Here is an 18,782-nt window from a genome sequence, read left to right on the forward strand (position 1 = left end):
ACTGACGAACCGCTATCGCGAGCAGGCTCGCTCCCACAAAGGATTGCTCTGGGCACCAGATTTCGCTCACATCCACCCATACTCCGCCATCGACAGCGGCTCCCCATCACCAACGATGAAGTGATCGAGCACTCGCACGTCAATCAGCTCCAACGCCTCTTGAAGTCGCTCAGTGAGTAACCGATCGGCCTGACTGGGCTCGGTGTTGCCGGAAGGATGGTTGTGGCACAGGATCAGCGCGGCGGCGTTGTGGGCCAGGGCGCGCTTGACCACTTGCCGGGGATGAACGCTGGCATTGTCGATGGAGCCGCGAAACAGCGTCTCGAAGCCCAGCACCTGATGCCTGGAATTGAGAAACAGGCAGCCAAACACTTCATGGGGCTCGTGGCGCAGCATCGATTTCAGGTACTCACGGACGATGCCCGGGCTTTCCAGCGTCGTTCTTTGCCGCGCCCGTTCGGCCAGATGCCGCCGGCTCATCTCCTGCGCCGCCTGCAACTGCGCGAACTTCGCCGGTCCCAGGCCCATATGGCTGCTGAACGTGATCTGGTCGGCCTCCAGCAGCGCGCGCAGGCTGCCAAATTGAGTCAACAGTTGTCGCGCCAGATCCACCGCGCTTTTCCCCGACACGCCGGTTCGCAAGAAAATCGCCAATAGCTCGGCGTCAGAAAGACTCCCTGCCCCCGAAGCCAACAACCTCTCCCGCGGCCGCTCGGCCACGGGCCAATCCCGAATACTCATAGGCTCTCCCTGATGGTGGGCACCGCTGTTCCATAGCGGTCGCTGTGATATCGTAGCCCATCTTTTTTGCAGGCGATTTGCACCCCGGCAGGCTGCTGTCGAGAGGTTCGCCCTGCATTGACCACTGAAATCCAAAGGCAGGCTTATGCAGCGGCTGTATCGGAAACGCATCGTTCTGGGCGTCGGCGGCGGCATTGCCGCCTACAAGAGCGCCGAGCTGGTTCGCCGACTCATCGACCAGGGCGCGGAAGTGCGGGTCGTCATGACCCGTGGCGGCAGTGAATTCATAACCCCGCTGACCATGCAGGCCCTGTCCGGGCACCCGGTCCACCTGGATCTGCTCGACCCGGCGGCCGAAGCCGCCATGGGCCATATCGAACTGGCCAAGTGGGCCGACCTGGTACTGATCGCCCCGGCCACCGCCGATCTCATTGCTCGCCTGGCCCAAGGCATCGCCAATGACCTGCTGACCACCCTGGTGCTCGCCACCGACGCGGTGGTCGCTGTCGCACCGGCCATGAACCAGGCCATGTGGCGCGATCCGGCCACCCAGGCCAACCTGCAACTGCTCGAAAGCCGCGACCTGAAAGTCTTTGGTCCGGCCTCCGGCAGCCAGGCCTGCGGCGATGTGGGCATGGGCCGCATGCTCGAAGCCACCGACCTGGCCCAATGTGCCGCCGACTGCTTCCAGCGCCACGCCCTGACCGGCAAGCACGTGCTGATCACCGCCGGACCGACCCAGGAAAACATCGACCCGGTGCGCTACATCACCAACCACAGCTCCGGAAAAATGGGCTTCGCCCTGGCCGAGGCCGCAGTGGAAGCCGGCGCCCGGGTGACATTGATCACCGGCCCCGTGCACCTGCCGACGCCGGATCGGGTGACCCGCATCGACGTGGTCAGCGCCCGGGACATGCTCGCGGCCTGCGAAGCGGCCATCCCCTGCGACCTGTTCATCGCCTCGGCAGCGGTAGCGGACTACCGTCCTGAAGTCATCGCCCCGCAAAAATTGAAGAAAGACCCTACGAGCGGCGACGGCCTGCTATTACAAATGGTCCGCAACCCGGACATCCTGGCCACCATCGCCACCCGTCCCGACCGCCCCTTCAGTGTCGGCTTCGCCGCCGAAACCGAAAACCTGCTCGATTACGCCGCGCGCAAGCTCAAGGACAAGAATCTGGACTTGATCGTCGCCAACGACGTCGCCAACCCGAGCATCGGCTTCAACAGCGAAGAAAACGCCTGCAGCGTGATCGACCGCCAGTTGCACGCCACCCTTTTCGCCCAGACCAGCAAGGGCAAGATCGCCCGCCAACTGATCAATTTCATCGCCGAACGGCTGAACCAGGTTTAATTTTCCATGCACGCTCTACAAGCCAAGATCCTCGATCCTCGCATCGGCAACGAATTTCCGCTGCCGCAGTACGCCACGCCGGGCTCCGCCGGCCTCGACCTGCGGGCCATGCTCAAGCAGGACACCGTCCTGGAGCCGGGCCAGACCCTGCTGATTCCCACCGGCCTGTCGGTGTACATCGGCGATCCGGGCCTGGCCGCGCTGATCCTGCCGCGTTCGGGCCTGGGTCATAAGCACGGTATCGTGCTGGGCAACCTGGTGGGCTTGATCGACTCCGACTACCAGGGCGAACTGATGGTGTCGTGCTGGAACCGTGGTCAAACGGCATTCAACATCGCGGTGGGCGAACGCATCGCCCAACTGGTGCTGGTACCGGTGGTCCAGGCCCACTTCGAACTGGTCGAGGAGTTCGACGAGAGCCAGCGCGGCGCAGGCGGTTTCGGGCACTCCGGCAGTCACTGACAGGCGGGATCGGGCCGGGCATGCCGCCCGGCCGGTTTATTAAGCTTCTGTTTCAGGGCAAAAAATGCGCAATGGCTTTCTGCTAGGTTTCCCACCCGGAATCAAGGTATTAGGCGAGCGAGGCCAGGGTAACGCTGTCTCATGGCATTTTCCCACCACGAACTCTCTGTCAAAAACGCCGTCATACCCTTCAGCTTGAGCCTGCCGACGCTGATCGTCGGCCTGTCCAGTCACTTCTGAATAGAGCGTCCCGCCCATGAACACCCCAGCCGCAATCGCACCGATCTTTCCTGACAGCATCTTCCGCGCCTACGACATCCGTGGCGTGGTGCCGGAAACCCTGACCGGCGAAACCGCCTACTGGATCGGCCGCGCCATTGGCTCCCAGAGCCTGGCCCAGGGCGAACCGAACGTGTGCGTCGGCCGCGATGGCCGCTTGTCCGGCCCCGAGCTGGTCGAGCAGCTGATCAAGGGCGTTGCCGACAGTGGCTGCCACGTCAGCGACGTCGGCCTGGTCCCGACCCCGGCGCTGTATTACGCCGCCAACGTATTGGCCGGCAAATCCGGCGTGATGCTTACCGGTAGCCACAACCCGTCGAACTACAACGGCTTCAAGATCGTCATCGCCGGCGACACCCTCGCCAACGAGCAGATCCAGGCCCTGCACACCCGTCTCAAGACCAACGACCTGAGCAGCGGCAAGGGCACCGTCACCAAGGTCGATATCCTCGAGCGCTACAGCGACGAAATCGTCAGGGACGTGAAGCTGGCCCGTCGCCTGAAAGTGGTGGTCGACTGCGGCAACGGCGCGGCCGGCGTGATCGCCCCGCAGCTGATCGAAGCCCTGAACTGCGAGGTCATCCCGCTGTTCTGCGAGGTGGACGGCAACTTCCCCAACCATCACCCGGACCCGGGCAAGCTGGAAAACCTTGAAGACCTGATCGCCAAGGTCAAGGAAACCAACGCCGACCTGGGCCTGGCCTTCGACGGTGACGGCGACCGCGTGGGCGTGGTGACCAATACCGGCAGTGTCGTGTTCCCTGACCGCCTGCTGATGCTGTTCGCCAAGGACGTCGTGGCCCGCAACCCCGATGCGGAGATCATTTTCGACGTTAAATGCACCCGTCGCCTGGTGCCGCTGATCAAGGAATACGGTGGTCGTCCGCTGATGTGGAAGACCGGCCATTCGTTGATCAAGAAAAAAATGAAGCAAAGCGGCGCGCTGCTGGCCGGCGAGATGAGCGGCCACATCTTCTTCAAGGAGCGCTGGTTCGGTTTCGACGACGGCATCTACAGCGCCGCACGCCTGCTGGAGATCCTCAGCAAGGAAAAATCCAGCGCCGAAGACCTGTTCGCGACCTTCCCGAACGATATTTCTACGCCAGAAATCAATATCCATGTGACCGAAGAGAGCAAATTCAGCATCATTGATGCACTGCACGACGCTCAATGGGGCGAAGGGGCCGAACTGACCACCATCGACGGTGTGCGGGTCGACTATCCCCACGGCTGGGGCCTGGTTCGCGCGTCCAACACCACACCGGTGCTGGTCCTGCGTTTCGAGGCCGATAACGAAGCCGAGCTGCAGCGCATCAAGGATGTGTTCCACACCCAACTCAAACGTGTTGCACCCGATCTTCAACTACCGTTTTGATTTTTTGAAGCGCCACTGGAGCCCTGAATGACCCTCGAACGCGAAGCCGCCACCAACACCGCCAAGGTCCTGTCCGAAGCGTTGCCTTATATCCGACGCTACGTCGGCAAGACCCTGGTGATCAAATATGGCGGCAACGCGATGGAAAGCGAGGAGCTGAAGACCGGCTTCGCCCGCGACATCGTGCTGATGAAGGCCGTGGGCATCAACCCGGTGGTGGTGCATGGCGGTGGCCCGCAGATCGGCGACCTGCTCAAGCGCCTGTCGATCGAAAGCCACTTCATCGATGGCATGCGCGTCACCGACGCGCAGACCATGGATGTGGTGGAAATGGTCCTCGGCGGCCAGGTCAACAAGGACATCGTCAACCTGATCAACCGTCATGGCGGCAGCGCCATCGGCCTGACCGGTAAGGATGCCGAGCTGATCCGAGCGAAGAAACTCACCGTCACCCGCCAGACGCCGGAAATGACCCAGCCGGAAATCATCGACATCGGCCATGTGGGCGAAGTGGTCGGCATCAACACCGACCTGCTGAACCTGCTGGTCAAGGGCGATTTCATCCCGGTGATCGCGCCTATCGGCGTGGGCGCCAACGGCGAGTCGTACAACATCAACGCCGACCTGGTGGCCGGCAAGGTCGCCGAAGCACTGAAAGCTGAAAAACTGATGCTGCTGACCAACATCGCCGGCCTGATGGACAAGTCGGGCAAGGTCCTGACCGGGCTGTCGACCCAACAGGTCGACGATCTGATCGCGGACGGCACCATCTACGGCGGCATGCTGCCGAAGATCCGTTGTGCACTGGAAGCGGTGCAAGGCGGCGTCGGCAGCTCGTTGATCATCGACGGCCGGGTGCCGAATGCGATCCTGCTGGAGATCTTCACCGACACTGGCGTGGGTACGTTGATCAGCAATCGCAAGCGTCCATAAGCCACACCCCAAAAAAAGACCCCGCTCAGCCTGGCTGAGCGGGGTCTTTTTTTGCACCGGCCACCTGCGAGATACCCCATGTGGGAGCGAGCCTGCTCGCGATGGCGGAATGGGCTTCAACACTGATGTTGACTGATCCGCCGCTATCGCGAGCAGGCTCGCTCCCACAGGGGAATGTGCAAGCCGATCAGACGCCGAACTGCGCCCGATAAGCCTCGACCGCCGGCAAATGCTGCTTGAGCTGCGGGTCGTCAGCCAAAAACTCCAGGACCTGGGTCAGCGAAACGATGCTGATGACCGGAATGCCGAAGTCGCGCTCCACTTCCTGGATCGCAGACAGCTCGCCGTTGCCACGTTCCTGACGGTTCAGGGCGATCAGCACGCCGGCGGCCTTGGCGCCTTCCTGGGAAGCGATGATCTGCATCACTTCGCGGATGGCGGTGCCAGCGGTGATCACGTCGTCGATGATCAGCACGTCACCGGTCAGCGGCGCGCCCACCAGGCTGCCGCCTTCACCGTGGGCCTTGGCTTCCTTGCGGTTGAAGCACCAGGGCAGGTCGCGGTCGTGGTGTTCGGCCAGGGCGACGGCAGTGGTGGCGGCCAGCGGGATGCCTTTGTAGGCCGGGCCGAACAGCACGTCGAACGGGATTCCGCTCTCGACAATGGCCGCCGCATAGAAACGACCCAACTGGGCCAGGGCGGAACCGCTGTTGAACAGGCCGGCATTGAAGAAGTACGGGCTCGTGCGCCCGGACTTGAGGGTGAACTCACCGAAGCGCAAAACCCCGCGATCGATGGCAAAGCGAATGAAATCGCGCTGATACGCCTGCATGAAAAAAGCCTCAAATACCGCGGATTTAGCTAAATAGGTACACGGCGTGTATCATACACGCACGTGATTTTTGGGGCCATTTATGCGGATCATCAGTGTGAACGTCAATGGTATTCAGGCTGCAGTGGAGCGAGGTTTGCTCAGTTGGCTGCAAGCACAGAATGCCGACGTCATCTGCCTGCAGGACACCCGCGCCTCCGCCTTTGAACTGGACGATGCAGCCTTCCAACTGGATGGTTACTTCCTTTATGCCTGCGATGCCGAAGTCCCCGCCCAGGGTGGCGTGGCTCTGTACTCGCGGCTGCAACCGAAGGCTGTCATCAACGGTCTCGGTTTCGAGACGGCGGACCGCTACGGGCGCTACCTGCAGGCCGATTTCGACAAGGTCAGCATCGCGACCTTATTGCTCCCTTCGGGGCAGAACGGCGATGAAGATTTGAATCAGAAATTCAAGTTGATGGACGATTTCGCCCGTTACCTGGATAAGCAGCGGCGCAAACGTCGCGAGTACATCTATTGTGGCTCGCTGTACGTGGCGCAACAGAAGCTGGACATCAAGAACTGGCGCGACAGCCAGCAGTCCCCGGGTTTCCTGGCGCCTGAACGGGCCTGGATGGACGAGATCATCGGCAACATGGGCTATGTCGACGCCCTGCGCGAAGTCAGCCGCGAAGGCGATCAGTACAGCTGGTGGCCGGACAACGAGCAGGCCGAGATGCTCAATCTCGGCTGGCGCTTCGACTACCAGTTGCTGACGCCCGGCCTGCGCCGCTTCGTGCGCAGCGCCCGCTTGCCGCGCCAGCCACGCTTCTCGCAGCATGCGCCGCTGATCGTGGATTACGACTGGACGCTGACGATCTAAGCATCGTTTCGCACCCACAAAAAAACCGACAGCACTGTCGGTTTTTTTGTGGGCAATTCCTTTCCCCTGTGGGAGAGAGCCTGCTCGCGATGGCGGAATGGGCTTCAACACTGATGTGACTGATCCACCGCTATCGCGAGCAGGCTCGCTCCCACACGGGCCATGCGTTGATCGTTATTTGATCAACCGCCAGGTAAACGGGTATCGGTACGGCTGCCCTTCATTGGCCTTGATCCCGCCGATGATGGTCAACACCAGCGCGCCGATGGCGATCAGCCCGAACAGGAAGAAGCCGATCACCACGATCATCAACAGGAAGCTGATAAGCGAGGCAATCGCCACGGTAATCTGGAAGTTCAGCGCTTCCTTGCCCTGGGCATCGATGAACGGATCGGACTCGCGCTTGATCTGCCAGAGCACCAGCGGCCCGATCAGCGTACCGAACGGAATCACCAGGCCCGACAAGGCGGACAAGTGGCAGAACATCGCCCATTGACGCGCCTCCCTGTCCGGCTGGGGCAGTAGCACTTGTTCATCACTCATGACGCTCTCCTTGTCTGAAGCGCTGTGGATCAATCGGCCAGGGCGGCCTTTTGCAGTTCGAAAATTTCGCTCATGCCTTTCTTCGCCAGCTCCAGCATAGCGTTCAGCTCTTCAGGCTGGAACGGCGCGCCTTCGGCGGTGCCCTGGACTTCGATGAAGCCGCCAGCACTGGTCATGACCACGTTCAGATCGGTCTCGGCGGCGGAGTCTTCCAGGTAATCCAGGTCCAGCACCGGCTCACCCTGGTACATGCCCACGGACACCGCGCCGATCATCTGCTTGAGCGGGTCGCCGCCCTTGAGGCCGCCGCGCTTCTTGATCACCTTCAAGGCGTCGACCAAGGCCACCATGGCACCGGTGATGGACGCGGTGCGGGTGCCACCGTCGGCCTGGATCACGTCGCAATCGACGTACAGCGTCACGTCACCCAGCTTGGACATGTCCAGGGCAGCGCGCAGCGAACGGCCGATCAGGCGTTGGATTTCCAGGGTGCGCCCGCCTTGCTTGCCACGGCTGGCCTCGCGCTGGTTCCGCTCACCGGTGGCGCGCGGCAGCATGCCGTACTCGGCCGTCAACCAGCCCTGGCCCTGGCCCTTGAGGAACCGTGGCACGCCGTTCTCGACGCTGACCGTGCAGATGACCTTGGTATCACCGAATTCGACCAGTACGGATCCCTCGGCGTGTTTGGTGTAGTTGCGGGTAATGCGGATCGAGCGGAGCTGATCGGCAGCGCGACCACTTGGACGTTTCATAGGGAACACCTGTACAGAGGACGGAAAACTGCCGGCATTATAAAGCCGCGAATCGTCCTAGGGCAGTTTAAAACGTCGCACCGCTTTGAAACCGCCGCGCCGCATGCCGCTCAAAGGCCCGCCCGACGGGTTGCAGCGCTTTGTCACAGGCACGGTTTGGGGGCACGCGCCTCACTGCGCTACAATCCTGCGCCTTTGCTGCCCGTCGGCTTTTTATCCACAGACCCCAGGCGCCACGACCCCGGTCGTGCCCGGCCTGCATTGCGAGGAACCTCCATGGTGCACAGCATGACCGCCTTCGCCCGCGTCGAAAAGGCCGGCGCCCAAGGCACCCTGAGCTGGGAACTGCGCTCGGTCAACAGCCGCTACCTGGAGCCGCACCTGCGCCTGCCCGAGTCCTTCCGCGACCTGGAAGGTGGTGTGCGCGAAGCACTGCGCCAGGGCCTGTCCCGGGGCAAGCTGGAATGCACCCTGCGCTTTACCGAAGAAAGCACCGGCAAGCCATTGCAAGTGGACCGCGAGCGCGCCGCGCAATTGGTGGCCGCGGCCGAAACCGTTGCCAGCCTGATCAAGAACCCCGCCGCCCTGAACCCGCTGGAAGTCCTGGCCTGGCCCGGCGTGCTGGTGGGCGATGCCAGCGATCCCCAGGCCCTGAACGCCGAGGCGCTGGCGCTGTTCAACCAGGGGCTCAAGGAACTCAAGGCCGGCCGTGAGCGCGAGGGCGCGGAACTGGCCCGGCTGATCAACGAGCGCCTGACCTCCATCGAAGAAGACGTGGCGACCCTGCGCGAACTGGTTCCGCAGATGCTCGCCACCCAACGCCAGAAAGTCCTGGATCGCTTCGCCGACATGAAGGCCGAGCTGGATCCGCAGCGCCTGGAACAGGAAATGGTCATGCTCGCGCAGAAAAGCGACGTGGCCGAAGAACTGGATCGCCTGAGTACCCACATCATCGAAGTCCGCCGGGTGCTCAAGTCCGGCGGTGCGGCCGGTCGCCGCCTGGACTTTCTGATGCAGGAACTCAACCGCGAAGCCAATACACTGGGCTCCAAAGCCTTCGACCCGCGCAGCACCCAGGCTGCGGTCAACCTCAAGGTGTTGATCGAGCAGATGCGCGAACAAGTGCAGAACATTGAGTAAGGCTAACCCGACATGACCCACAGCACCGGCACTCTCTACATCATTTCCGCGCCCTCGGGCGCAGGCAAGACCAGCCTGGTCAAGGCCCTGATCGACGCCGAGCCGCAGATCCGCGTCTCGGTCTCCCACACCACCCGCGCCATGCGCCCGGGTGAAGTGAACGGCGTGAACTACCACTTCGTCGACCGCGAAGAGTTCGTGAAGATGGCCGAGCACGGCGACTTCCTGGAGCGCGCCGAAGTCTTCGGCAACCTCTACGGCACCTCGCAGAGCTACTTGCAGCAGACCCTGGACGAAGGCCACGACCTGATCCTGGAAATCGACTGGCAAGGCGCCGAACAGGTGCGCAAGCTGATGCCCCAGGCCCGTTCGATCTTCATCCTGCCACCGAGCCAGCAAGCCTTGCGCCAGCGCCTGAACAACCGTGGCCAGGACAGCGACGAGATCATCGAAGGCCGGATGCGTGAAGCCGTCAGCGAAATGAGCCACTACGTGGACTACGATTACCTGATCATCAACGATGATTTCGCCCACGCGCTGAACGACCTGAAGGCGGTTTTCCGCGCCAATCAGCTGCAACAGAAACGCCAGCAGCAACGTTTCGGTAAATTATTGGCCGAACTGCTGGGCTGACCGCCCCTTCCCAAAACCGCTGCAACGGCTTTACATTGGTACTTGCAGCGCGCCGAGGGGTTTGGTCAAAAAATCAGCGCTTCCCTAAACGCTGGTGTTTTTTTAAACTGTCGAGTCCGCTCGCCCAACCGGGCAGCGCGCATATCGCATTCGCTCCGAGGAATACCATGGCCCGCGTAACCGTTGAAGACTGCCTAGAACACGTGGAAAACCGCTTTGAGCTGGTCATGCTCTCTACCAAGCGTGCCCGTCAACTGGCCACCGGCGGCAAAGAGCCATTGGTCCAGTGGGAAAACGACAAGCCTACCGTGGTAGCGCTGCGTGAAATCGCCGAAGGCCTGATGAGCTACGAGTTCATCGCCAACGCTGAAATCGTTGAAGACGAACCGCTGTTCGCAGCGTTCGAGGACGAGTCCAACGAGGCGGTCTAAATCTATGCCTGGTCGACGTAGCACGGCGCGGGGTCACAGCAAACGGCAGGAGTCATCATCATGCCGAGCATAGACGCCCTCGCCGATCGCTTATCGGCCTACCTCGGCACGGACCAGGTCAATCTGGTCCGCCGAGCCTACTTCTACGCCGAACAAGCCCACGACGGCCAACGCCGCCGCAGCGGCGAGGCGTATGTCACGCACCCGCTCGCGGTGGCGGGCATCCTTGCCGACATGCACATGGACCATCAGAGCCTGATGGCGGCCATGCTCCATGACGTGATCGAAGACACCGGTATTGCCAAGGAAGCGCTGCAAGCGCAGTTCGGCGAAACCGTGGCCGAACTGGTCGATGGGGTCAGCAAACTGACCCAGATGAACTTCGAGACCAAGGCCGAGGCCCAGGCCGAAAACTTCCAGAAAATGGCCATGGCCATGGCCCGCGACATTCGCGTGATCCTGGTCAAGCTCGCCGACCGCCTGCACAACATGCGCACCCTGGAAGTGCTGTCCGGCGAAAAACGCCGACGCATCGCCAAGGAAACCCTGGAAATCTACGCGCCCATCGCCAACCGCCTGGGCATGCATGCAATCCGCATCGAATTCGAAGACCTCGGCTTCAAGGCCATGCACCCGATGCGTTCGGCGCGCATCAACCAGGCCGTCAAGCGCGCCCGGGGCAACCGCAAGGAAATCGTCAACAAGATCGAAGAGTCTCTGAGCCACTGCCTGGCCATCGACGGCATCGAAGGCGAAGTCAGCGGGCGGCAGAAACACCTCTACGGCATCTACAAGAAAATGCGCGGCAAGCGCCGGGCCTTCAACGAGATCATGGACGTCTACGCGTTCCGGATCATCGTCGACAAGGTCGATACCTGCTACCGCGTGCTGGGTGCTGTGCATAATTTGTACAAACCGCTGCCGGGACGCTTCAAGGACTACATCGCGATTCCCAAGGCCAACGGCTACCAGTCGCTGCACACCACGCTGTTCGGCATGCACGGCGTACCGATCGAGATCCAGATCCGTACCCGTGAAATGGAAGAAATGGCCAACAACGGCATCGCCGCCCATTGGCTGTATAAATCCAGCGGTGACGAACAACCCAAGAGCACCCATGCCCGGGCCCGACAGTGGGTCAAGGGCGTGCTGGAAATGCAGCAGCGGGCCGGCAACTCCCTGGAGTTCATCGAGAGCGTCAAGATCGACCTGTTCCCGGACGAGGTCTACGTCTTCACGCCCAAGGGCCGGATCATGGAGCTGCCCAAAGGCTCCACGGCGGTGGACTTCGCCTACGCGGTGCACACCGACGTCGGCAACAGCTGCATCGCCTGCCGGATCAACCGTCGCCTGGCGCCGCTGTCCGAACCGCTGCAAAGCGGCTCCACGGTGGAAATCGTCAGTGCCCCCGGTGCGCGGCCGAACCCGGCGTGGCTCAACTTCGTGGTCACCGGCAAGGCCCGTACCCACATCCGCCACGCCCTGAAACTGCAACGCCGCTCCGAATCCATCAGCCTCGGCGAACGCCTGCTGAACAAGGTGCTGAACGGTTTCGACAGCTCGCTGGAAAAAGTCCCGGCCGAGCGCGTGCAAGCGATGCTCCAGGAATACCGCCTCGAACTGGTCGAAGACCTGCTCGAAGACATCGGCCTGGGCAATCGCATGGCCTATGTCGTCGCCCGCCGCCTGCTGGGCGAAGGCGAACAACTGCCAAGCCCCGAAGGCCCACTGGCGATCCGCGGCACCGAAGGCCTGGTGCTCAGCTACGCCAAGTGCTGCACGCCGATCCCGGGCGACCCGATTGTCGGCCACCTGTCCGCCGGCAAGGGGATGGTGGTGCACCTGGACAACTGCCGCAACATCAGCGAAATCCGCCACAACCCGGAAAAATGCATCCAGCTCTCCTGGGCCAAGGATGTCACCGGCGAATTCAACGTCGAGCTGCGGGTCGAGCTGGAACACCAGCGTGGCCTGATCGCCCTGCTGGCCAGCAGCGTCAACGCCGCCGACGGCAACATCGAGAAAATCAGCATGGACGAGCGCGACGGCCGCATCAGCGTCGTCCAACTGGTGGTCAGCGTGCACGACCGCGTACACCTGGCCCGCGTGATCAAGAAACTGCGAGCCCTGACCGGCGTTATCCGCATCACCCGCATGCGCGCATAACCCCCAATAGCCCAGCCATTACAAGGAGTCATACATGACCAAAACCGTCATCACCAGCGACAAGGCCCCGGCCGCCATCGGTACTTATTCCCAGGCGATCAAGGCGGGCAACACCGTGTACATGTCGGGCCAGATCCCCCTGGACCCGAAAACCATGGAGCTGGTGGAAGGCTTCGAAGCCCAGACCGTACAGGTCTTCGAAAACCTCAAGGCAGTGGCCGAAGCCGCCGGCGGGTCGTTCAAGGACATCGTCAAGCTCAACATCTTCCTCACCGACCTGAGCCACTTCGCCAAGGTCAACGAGATCATGGGCAAGTACTTCGACCAGCCCTACCCTGCCCGCGCCGCCATCGGCGTAGCGGCCCTGCCAAAGGGCGCGCAGGTCGAGATGGATGCCATCCTGGTCATCGAGTAACAAGGCCGGCGCAGCGTCCCCCGCTGCGCCGTTTTCGTTTTGAAAGGATTCCACCATGCGCAAAGCGCTTGCTCTCCCGCTGCTCGCCCTCCTCCTGGCCGGCTGCGCCAGCGACCCTGCCGACCGTGACATCAGCGGCACCTGGATCAACCAGGCCGCCATCGACGCTGCCGCCAAGGGTGGCCCCCTGCGCGAAGCGCTGCAGGCCTATGGCCCCAACCTGGAATGGAACATCAACACCCGGGCCGGCCAGGCGCGCTACACCAACGGTTTTGAAAACGTCGAAGGCAAGTTGCTGGCCGAAGAAGACGGCCTGTGGAAAGTCGACATCTACGGCAGCGCCGCCAGCGAACTCAAGCGCGACGGCAACCAACTGAGCCAGGCCGCCACCGAGAACGAGCCGCAGCAAGTGTTCGACCGCGCGCAACTCCAGGTACCGGAAGGCGCCCCCATCGGCGCGAGCTTCGAGCGAGCGCTATACGCCGCCTACCTGAACGGCACCTGGAACATCGTCAACGGCCCCGGCCAAGGCGCCACCGTCCAGTTCCAACCCGACGGCCAAGTCAGCGGCCTGCCGGGGGTCGACCGCTACGCCCTGTGCCTGGCAGGCGACTGCGCCACCATGAGCAACGGCAACGACACCATCTGGCTGCAGCAGAAAGGCCATGGGAATACCTGGATCTTTGCTCGGGATGGTAAGCAGCTGCAAATCTTCCAGACTGTGAATGCGTCGTTGGCGGATGAGATTCCGTCGTATACGGCGGGGACTCGGCAGTGGGTGTTGGAAAAGCAGTAAGCCGCTCTCTCCTGCACTAGCCCGCCCGATTCAACGGCGGGCAATGCCTACCACCACGAGTAATCTGATTACTCAAAAATTTCCGCTCTGCCCCACATGCCTCGGAATGCTACAAATCTAATTTGTAAGAGGTGCGCCCAACACAAAGACATCGGCAACTTGTTCAGCGCAGGGGATAGTGATGTCCGTACCCAGCTTGATGTCGACAGTTTTTAATCGATATCACAATTGAAGTCGTCATTCGTAATCTCCTCCCAGCTTTTCCTCCCCGCAAGCAGGTCATTCAGGGAGTGATCGTTGAGCCTCCAGCGACCGCTCTTGTGCTTGTCCTTCGGACAAAAAAAGCCCAGGACCGCCGGGCAGGTTCTAAAAATTACCTGCGAGCTGTACTGAGCTGTTGAGCAATCTTGGGTCAACGTTGTCACCTCCGTCAACCCCGAATAACTGGAATAACCAGATCATAGGAAACCAGAGATGGCCGAACGGATTCGATCCGAAGCAGCCCTTCGCGGAAGGCTGCTATCGGCCAATAGCGTACATTCACAAAAAGGTGGCATAGCGTAAGCGGTTGGTCGATCTACCTAGACGAGTTCGACTTCAAAATCACTGCCAAGAAATCCGGCGTAATCATGGATAAAAAGCTGAAAATCGGCATGGATGAACCAGACGAACAACAGGATGGATCGTGGGGTTGATGCACGACCGAAGCTATATGGCTTCCTCTATGGGATACACAAGGGGATACCCACTCATGACTTCACCTACGTCCAGCACCTTAACGATCTGCCGAAGGCAATGAAGAAGCGTGTCATTGACGACCTACGAAATGATGAGCAGCTAACAGCCCAGGAGCTGGACAGCATCCTTATACAAGCGAGGATAACGCTAGACGAAGCCCCACCGGCCAAGCCACAAGCGACGGGCCGGCACTTGCCGCGCAAGATCAGAAGCCAGTCGTTGTCACGCCTCCAGCAGCATCAGAGCAGGACAAGCCAGTTCAGCCAGGATCTGCAGCTACGGGCAAACCAACAGATACAAAACGCCCACCGGCACAACCTGGCAAGATGTAATCCCTGACAATGGCTGTGAGACCGAAGTCAGACAGCGATCATTCTGCGGTATCGCTGTTCTAGGGCTTGCTTACCACCCTCCATGATTTCGCATACCTCACGCCTTACGTCTGGCTCCTGAAGGCCGCCAGATGCAGCCACCTCAATACTACCTTTGTCTTGAAGAGCTACAACGAATTCAGAGTCACCGTTGACGACAATATTGGGATTATGAGTGACTACTATGACTTGTCTTCTCGACTTGTTTTCCTGAAGCTTAGAGACAATCAACGAGGAAATTAAGCCGTTATCTAGGTCATCTTCTGGTTGATCCAAAATCAGAGGCTCATTCCCATAGGACAATAGGAAGGAGAGTACGGTAGCCGCTTTCTGACCAGCAGACCCCTGAGAAATATCCTTCAGCCTTTTGCCATCATTGAATTTAACAACTAGTCGATCATCAGGGAACCACAGATTAAGTTTGTCAAAAATTTGCGGTTGCAATTGGCTCAACAAATCTGAAAACCGTTTACCGATGGGCATGCCCATGATTTGCCCCGAGCTATAATTAAACAAGTGGCTCTTAAAACCATGAACGCAGGTAAAGCTCTGAGTGAGATCGTTTGGCACTGCTGGGTTTTTGTTATGTTCAGCAATTAGAGCCACCCAAAGAGAATACAAGAACCCTGTCTGCTTTTCCTTATCAAGTATATCACTTGCAAAAGCAGCATCAGTACGGCCGATGACAGCCCGGAATGATTCTTCCATATCATCAATATTACATAACGGCTCTATAGATAAGCTGACAGATGGATTATTTGATAAATGCTGGCGAACGAAATCTCTGCGCCTATTGGTTAGTGATTTTCTCAATTCAATTAGATCAGCATAAATCAGATTGATTTCAGTTGTTGCTTGGCGCTCTAGTGATTCAAAAGTTTCTATCTCGGCAAGCTTCTTTTCAATACCACTTTTTGTTTCTACGAGCTGTTGATATTGATCTGGATTATCCACTCCATTCTGAGTGAGGGTTGCGACAAGAGATGCATATTGGCTAAACGATGATTCTTGCTGCTTACCAAAAGAGCTACTAGCCTGCCATTGGCTAAATTCTTCAAGACTGTGATTCATGCCAGCTATGAGTGAATTCATCTTGCTTTTGAATTCCAGATAAGCCTGATTCATCACGCCAACGCGTTGAAGCACCTCAACATCAATTTCGTTCGTAGCCGCAAACACTGTACTATTAAATTTAAGCTGATCAGCAGTCCGCATCTGCTCTGAAAGTTTTCCTCCCAAATTTGAATAGGACTCTTTAAAATCTTCTATTGCTTTATTTTTTGTTACTGCCTCATTAAAGTCGGACAATACCTGAGCATGTCCTGACGACTCAATAATGGCAATCTTTTGATTCACATCTGATAACTGTCCTTCAAGAATATTCTTGTTAGCCATTTGACCTTGGAGGACTCTTCTCTGACTACAGAGAGACAAAAATTTATTCTCTTTCTCAGTCCAAGCCATTTTCCAACCGAACAAATCAACTACATCTGTTTCGTCAATAATTCTTATTAAGGCACTCGGATTTTTTGCCATATCATATATTTGCTTTTGGCTAAATATCTTTACCGGGAACCTACTTCGCGCATCACCATGTTCTGCCTTCCACTCCTGACCATCCCATTTAAATATTGCTACGCTAGGTGCGTTGGATGCCCATTTTAGAAGGTAATACGCGCCCTCTTTTAGAATCACGCAACTAATACATGTTGCATCGAGCAGAACTCCCTCGGCCTCACGATTTGCTGACTTTTGTGCAAACCGTGAAAATGTATCCTTAACCTCATTACGGCCAGGTATATCTAACAAATCCTTATCCCGACCTAATCCAAGCCGGATGAATTCAAGGATAGAAGATTTCCCGCTCCCACGTCCGCCGATAATAGAATTCAGCCAGGGGTTAAAGACAATTTCTAACGGTTTACCTCTACCACAATATTTTGCTTTATCAATAGATATAGAATGAATCACGTTACTTGAAGCAGCATTTGGATTGCCTGTAACCGTGTTTGATCGTTTGATTGATGAAGCACCATCAACCAACGCCAACCTTACACCATCAATAGTAGGGCTAGACATCTTGACCCAGGTATAGGCCCTACCTACCTCATCTGGACGGTGCGCGTCAGATCCTATGACTTCGGCCAAACCCGAATCCAGGGCCTTGTACCGCCTTAAACATTCATCATGTTCTAGACCACGCCCGCCTTCTGGAAAAATCACTTCAATGGCAGAGGATTTTTGGCAGATCTGACTTATTGTATGGCTTGACTGTATTTGACACATTCCTGCCTTCATATCGACATGAGCAGGGATCGCAATGCCACCTAATTTGGTGATTTCATCGACAATATTTTCGGCGCTTTCACCAGCCACTGCATCACTATTGCCGTACTCGCCTCGAAATTTCGCAGCACCAACAGCAGCCATTACAATTTCAGATGATTTAGAAGGGTCGAAAATAGCAAGAATATGGACATTACCATTGGCTGTAATTTCTACACCAGGAAAGACATGGATAATCTTTCCTTCATCCCTCATCACTGCAGCTTCTTCTTGGAGACGGTCTACCCAAGATGCAGTGTTGTGATCCGTAACCGCTACGCACTCAATGCCCTTTTCTACAAACGATGATAACCACTCCCTAGGCGTCACGGTGTTGCGAAGATGAGGCTCATGGCGCCCATAGTCCATCGAGGCTGGCGTATGCGTATGAAAGTCGAGTTTCCACCATCTTGCTCCTACCTGAACCATCAACCTTCATCCTTAAGCACGCCAAACGGGTACTGCCTCCTAGGTTCAGGTTGCAGCCATGAGAGCTATGAGCTTACCCGTAATGGCGAAAGCCTACTATCAGCCTGATGGATGCCCTTCAGGGACTGCTTGAGGTGAGGGCTCTAAGGCAGAGGTAGATGGCTCGTGAGCGCCCGAGATTCTCTTAACGGACCAACCGTAAAGGACAACATACCTATGGGCCGGCACTTGCTCCGCTAGGTCAGAACCATCCCTGGCAGTGCATTCAGCTCCAACGGTCACAAGGCAGGAAAAGCCGGATCAGCCAGATTCTTTAGCATCTGGCAAGCCTAAACCCCCTATACGACCGCCTAGTAAACCGAGGAAGGCATGATGCACTCTTCGCCCTTTCCAGCACTGCCAGGCTCTTTCGGTTTCTGACATGATCATCGCTAATGGAGGCTCCCAAGGATCGAGGCTGTTGGGGAGCCTGACGTACCTAAAGGATTAACATGTTCCGCAAAACTCACATCATTACCTTTCCAGCCCTTATCGCGACGGTGCTTTTACTGACCGGTTGCCCGCCGTCATCTGAATTCACGCGGTGGAAACGCCCTTCGACATCTGTTGAGGGTGTCAAAGCCGCAATGACAGAATGTGGCGATCCGGTAAGCACTTCGATGACGCATTTGCCAATCAACGAACAGGTGCAGCAATTCCAATGCATGAAACGTCTTGGTTTCATTCGAAAAGACGGTTTTGAATACTGTGAAGTAATGAAAGACATGCCTGCCTGCGTCGAAGAAAGGCAAGGGCATCCTCTCAGCTTGTCCCAGCTCGAGGCTTTGCCATTTGTGGAGGACGAAGCATTTCACCCTATCAAGCCGAATTCTGGCAGGGATGAACGCACGCAAGTCACCTGGTGCAAGGCGGGAGCATCACCGTATTTCTCAGTCCAGGTAGCGAATGATGGCGAAGCCCTGCCGGTGATGTACGCATGCGGCTATGCCAAACCGCTTGGGTCAAATATGGACGCTGCAAGCATCGGGGACACAGCCAAAGCGCAACGCTGCATGATTGATCACGGCTTTGAGCCAAAGCACAAATCAACACTAGTTTGCCTGATCTATCCACAAGTGACTGTTTGTTCGTCAACAAATCTTGATCGCTATTTCAGAAAGTAAATAATGGATACCCGTAGCTCCTAGCCAATTTAATAATTAGGC

The 18,782-nt window shown here is 58.1% G+C and carries 16 protein-coding genes and 1 pseudogene; 12 read left to right on the plus strand and 5 right to left on the minus strand.

What is annotated here, in order from left to right:
• Positions 1-66: 66 nt before the first annotated feature.
• A complete protein-coding gene (gene radC, locus PCOSP_RS28345; protein WP_139641155.1) occupies positions 67-741 on the minus strand; it encodes a RadC family protein in 675 nt (224 codons plus the stop codon).
• A 145-nt stretch (positions 742-886) separates the two neighbouring features.
• On the opposite strand from radC, the gene coaBC reads away from it, so the two are divergent.
• From coaBC to argB, 4 genes and pseudogenes are all read left to right on the plus strand, one after another.
• Entirely contained in the window at positions 887-2,095 is a 1,209-nt protein-coding gene (gene coaBC / locus PCOSP_RS28350; RefSeq protein ID WP_464709952.1) for a bifunctional phosphopantothenoylcysteine decarboxylase/phosphopantothenate--cysteine ligase CoaBC, read from the plus strand.
• 6 nt (positions 2,096-2,101) lie between these two features.
• Complete coding sequence (dut, locus tag PCOSP_RS28355; RefSeq protein ID WP_047702584.1) at positions 2,102-2,557, plus strand: dUTP diphosphatase; 456 nt, start codon at positions 2,102-2,104, stop codon at positions 2,555-2,557.
• Positions 2,558-2,807: 250 nt separating this feature from the next.
• Positions 2,808-4,211 (plus strand): annotated as a pseudogene (locus tag PCOSP_RS28360) (phosphomannomutase/phosphoglucomutase); the annotation flags it as partial.
• Between the two features lie 27 nt (positions 4,212-4,238).
• Positions 4,239-5,144, plus strand: a complete 906-nt coding sequence (argB, locus tag PCOSP_RS28365; RefSeq protein ID WP_053192101.1) for an acetylglutamate kinase — start codon at positions 4,239-4,241, stop codon at positions 5,142-5,144.
• A 187-nt stretch (positions 5,145-5,331) separates the two neighbouring features.
• Here the strand turns inward: argB and pyrE are convergent, their stop codons facing one another.
• Positions 5,332-5,976 carry an orotate phosphoribosyltransferase gene (gene pyrE, locus PCOSP_RS28370; RefSeq protein ID WP_041023878.1) on the minus strand — a complete coding sequence of 215 codons (645 nt, stop codon included), beginning with the start codon at positions 5,974-5,976 and terminating at the stop codon, positions 5,332-5,334.
• 82 nt (positions 5,977-6,058) lie between these two features.
• Here pyrE and PCOSP_RS28375 point away from each other — a divergent pair, with 82 nt between their 5' ends.
• Positions 6,059-6,838 (plus strand): exodeoxyribonuclease III, encoded by a 780-nt coding sequence (locus PCOSP_RS28375; RefSeq protein ID WP_013694557.1) that lies wholly within the window; start codon positions 6,059-6,061, stop codon positions 6,836-6,838.
• Positions 6,839-7,012: 174 nt separating this feature from the next.
• On the opposite strand, the gene PCOSP_RS28380 is transcribed toward PCOSP_RS28375, so the two are convergent.
• Positions 7,013-7,381: a DUF4870 domain-containing protein gene (locus tag PCOSP_RS28380; RefSeq protein WP_024780255.1), complete on the minus strand. Its 369-nt coding sequence runs from the start codon at positions 7,379-7,381 to the stop codon at positions 7,013-7,015.
• Positions 7,382-7,410: 29 nt separating this feature from the next.
• Positions 7,411-8,133 (minus strand): ribonuclease PH, encoded by a 723-nt coding sequence (gene rph / locus PCOSP_RS28385; protein WP_024780256.1) that lies wholly within the window; start codon positions 8,131-8,133, stop codon positions 7,411-7,413.
• A 276-nt stretch (positions 8,134-8,409) separates the two neighbouring features.
• Between rph and PCOSP_RS28390 the strand changes: the two genes are divergently transcribed.
• From PCOSP_RS28390 to PCOSP_RS28415, 6 genes are all read left to right on the plus strand, one after another.
• Positions 8,410-9,273 (plus strand): YicC/YloC family endoribonuclease, encoded by an 864-nt coding sequence (locus tag PCOSP_RS28390; RefSeq protein ID WP_464709953.1) that lies wholly within the window; start codon positions 8,410-8,412, stop codon positions 9,271-9,273.
• 12 nt (positions 9,274-9,285) lie between these two features.
• Positions 9,286-9,906 (plus strand): guanylate kinase, encoded by a 621-nt coding sequence (gene gmk / locus PCOSP_RS28395; protein WP_139641160.1) that lies wholly within the window; start codon positions 9,286-9,288, stop codon positions 9,904-9,906.
• A gap of 167 nt (positions 9,907-10,073) precedes the next feature.
• A complete protein-coding gene (gene rpoZ, locus PCOSP_RS28400; RefSeq protein ID WP_003177259.1) occupies positions 10,074-10,337 on the plus strand; it encodes a DNA-directed RNA polymerase subunit omega in 264 nt (87 codons plus the stop codon).
• Positions 10,338-10,397: 60 nt separating this feature from the next.
• Positions 10,398-12,503, plus strand: a complete 2,106-nt coding sequence (spoT, locus tag PCOSP_RS28405) for a bifunctional GTP diphosphokinase/guanosine-3',5'-bis pyrophosphate 3'-pyrophosphohydrolase (protein ID WP_055135215.1) — start codon at positions 10,398-10,400, stop codon at positions 12,501-12,503.
• Between the two features lie 34 nt (positions 12,504-12,537).
• Positions 12,538-12,918 (plus strand): RidA family protein, encoded by a 381-nt coding sequence (locus tag PCOSP_RS28410; protein ID WP_014340863.1) that lies wholly within the window; start codon positions 12,538-12,540, stop codon positions 12,916-12,918.
• A gap of 55 nt (positions 12,919-12,973) precedes the next feature.
• Positions 12,974-13,714: a hypothetical protein gene (locus PCOSP_RS28415; RefSeq protein WP_464709954.1), complete on the plus strand. Its 741-nt coding sequence runs from the start codon at positions 12,974-12,976 to the stop codon at positions 13,712-13,714.
• A gap of 1,097 nt (positions 13,715-14,811) precedes the next feature.
• Here PCOSP_RS28415 and PCOSP_RS28420 read toward each other — a convergent pair.
• Complete coding sequence (locus PCOSP_RS28420) at positions 14,812-17,577, minus strand: TrlF family AAA-like ATPase (RefSeq protein WP_464709955.1); 2,766 nt, start codon at positions 17,575-17,577, stop codon at positions 14,812-14,814.
• A gap of 491 nt (positions 17,578-18,068) precedes the next feature.
• Between PCOSP_RS28420 and PCOSP_RS28425 the strand changes: the two genes are divergently transcribed.
• The gene (locus tag PCOSP_RS28425; RefSeq protein ID WP_464709956.1) at positions 18,069-18,740 is read left to right on the plus strand and encodes a hypothetical protein; all 672 of its coding nucleotides are present in this window, start codon (positions 18,069-18,071) and stop codon (positions 18,738-18,740) included.
• Positions 18,741-18,782 lie beyond the last annotated feature (42 nt).

This window comes from Pseudomonas sp. MAFF 730105 (assembly GCF_055380705.1).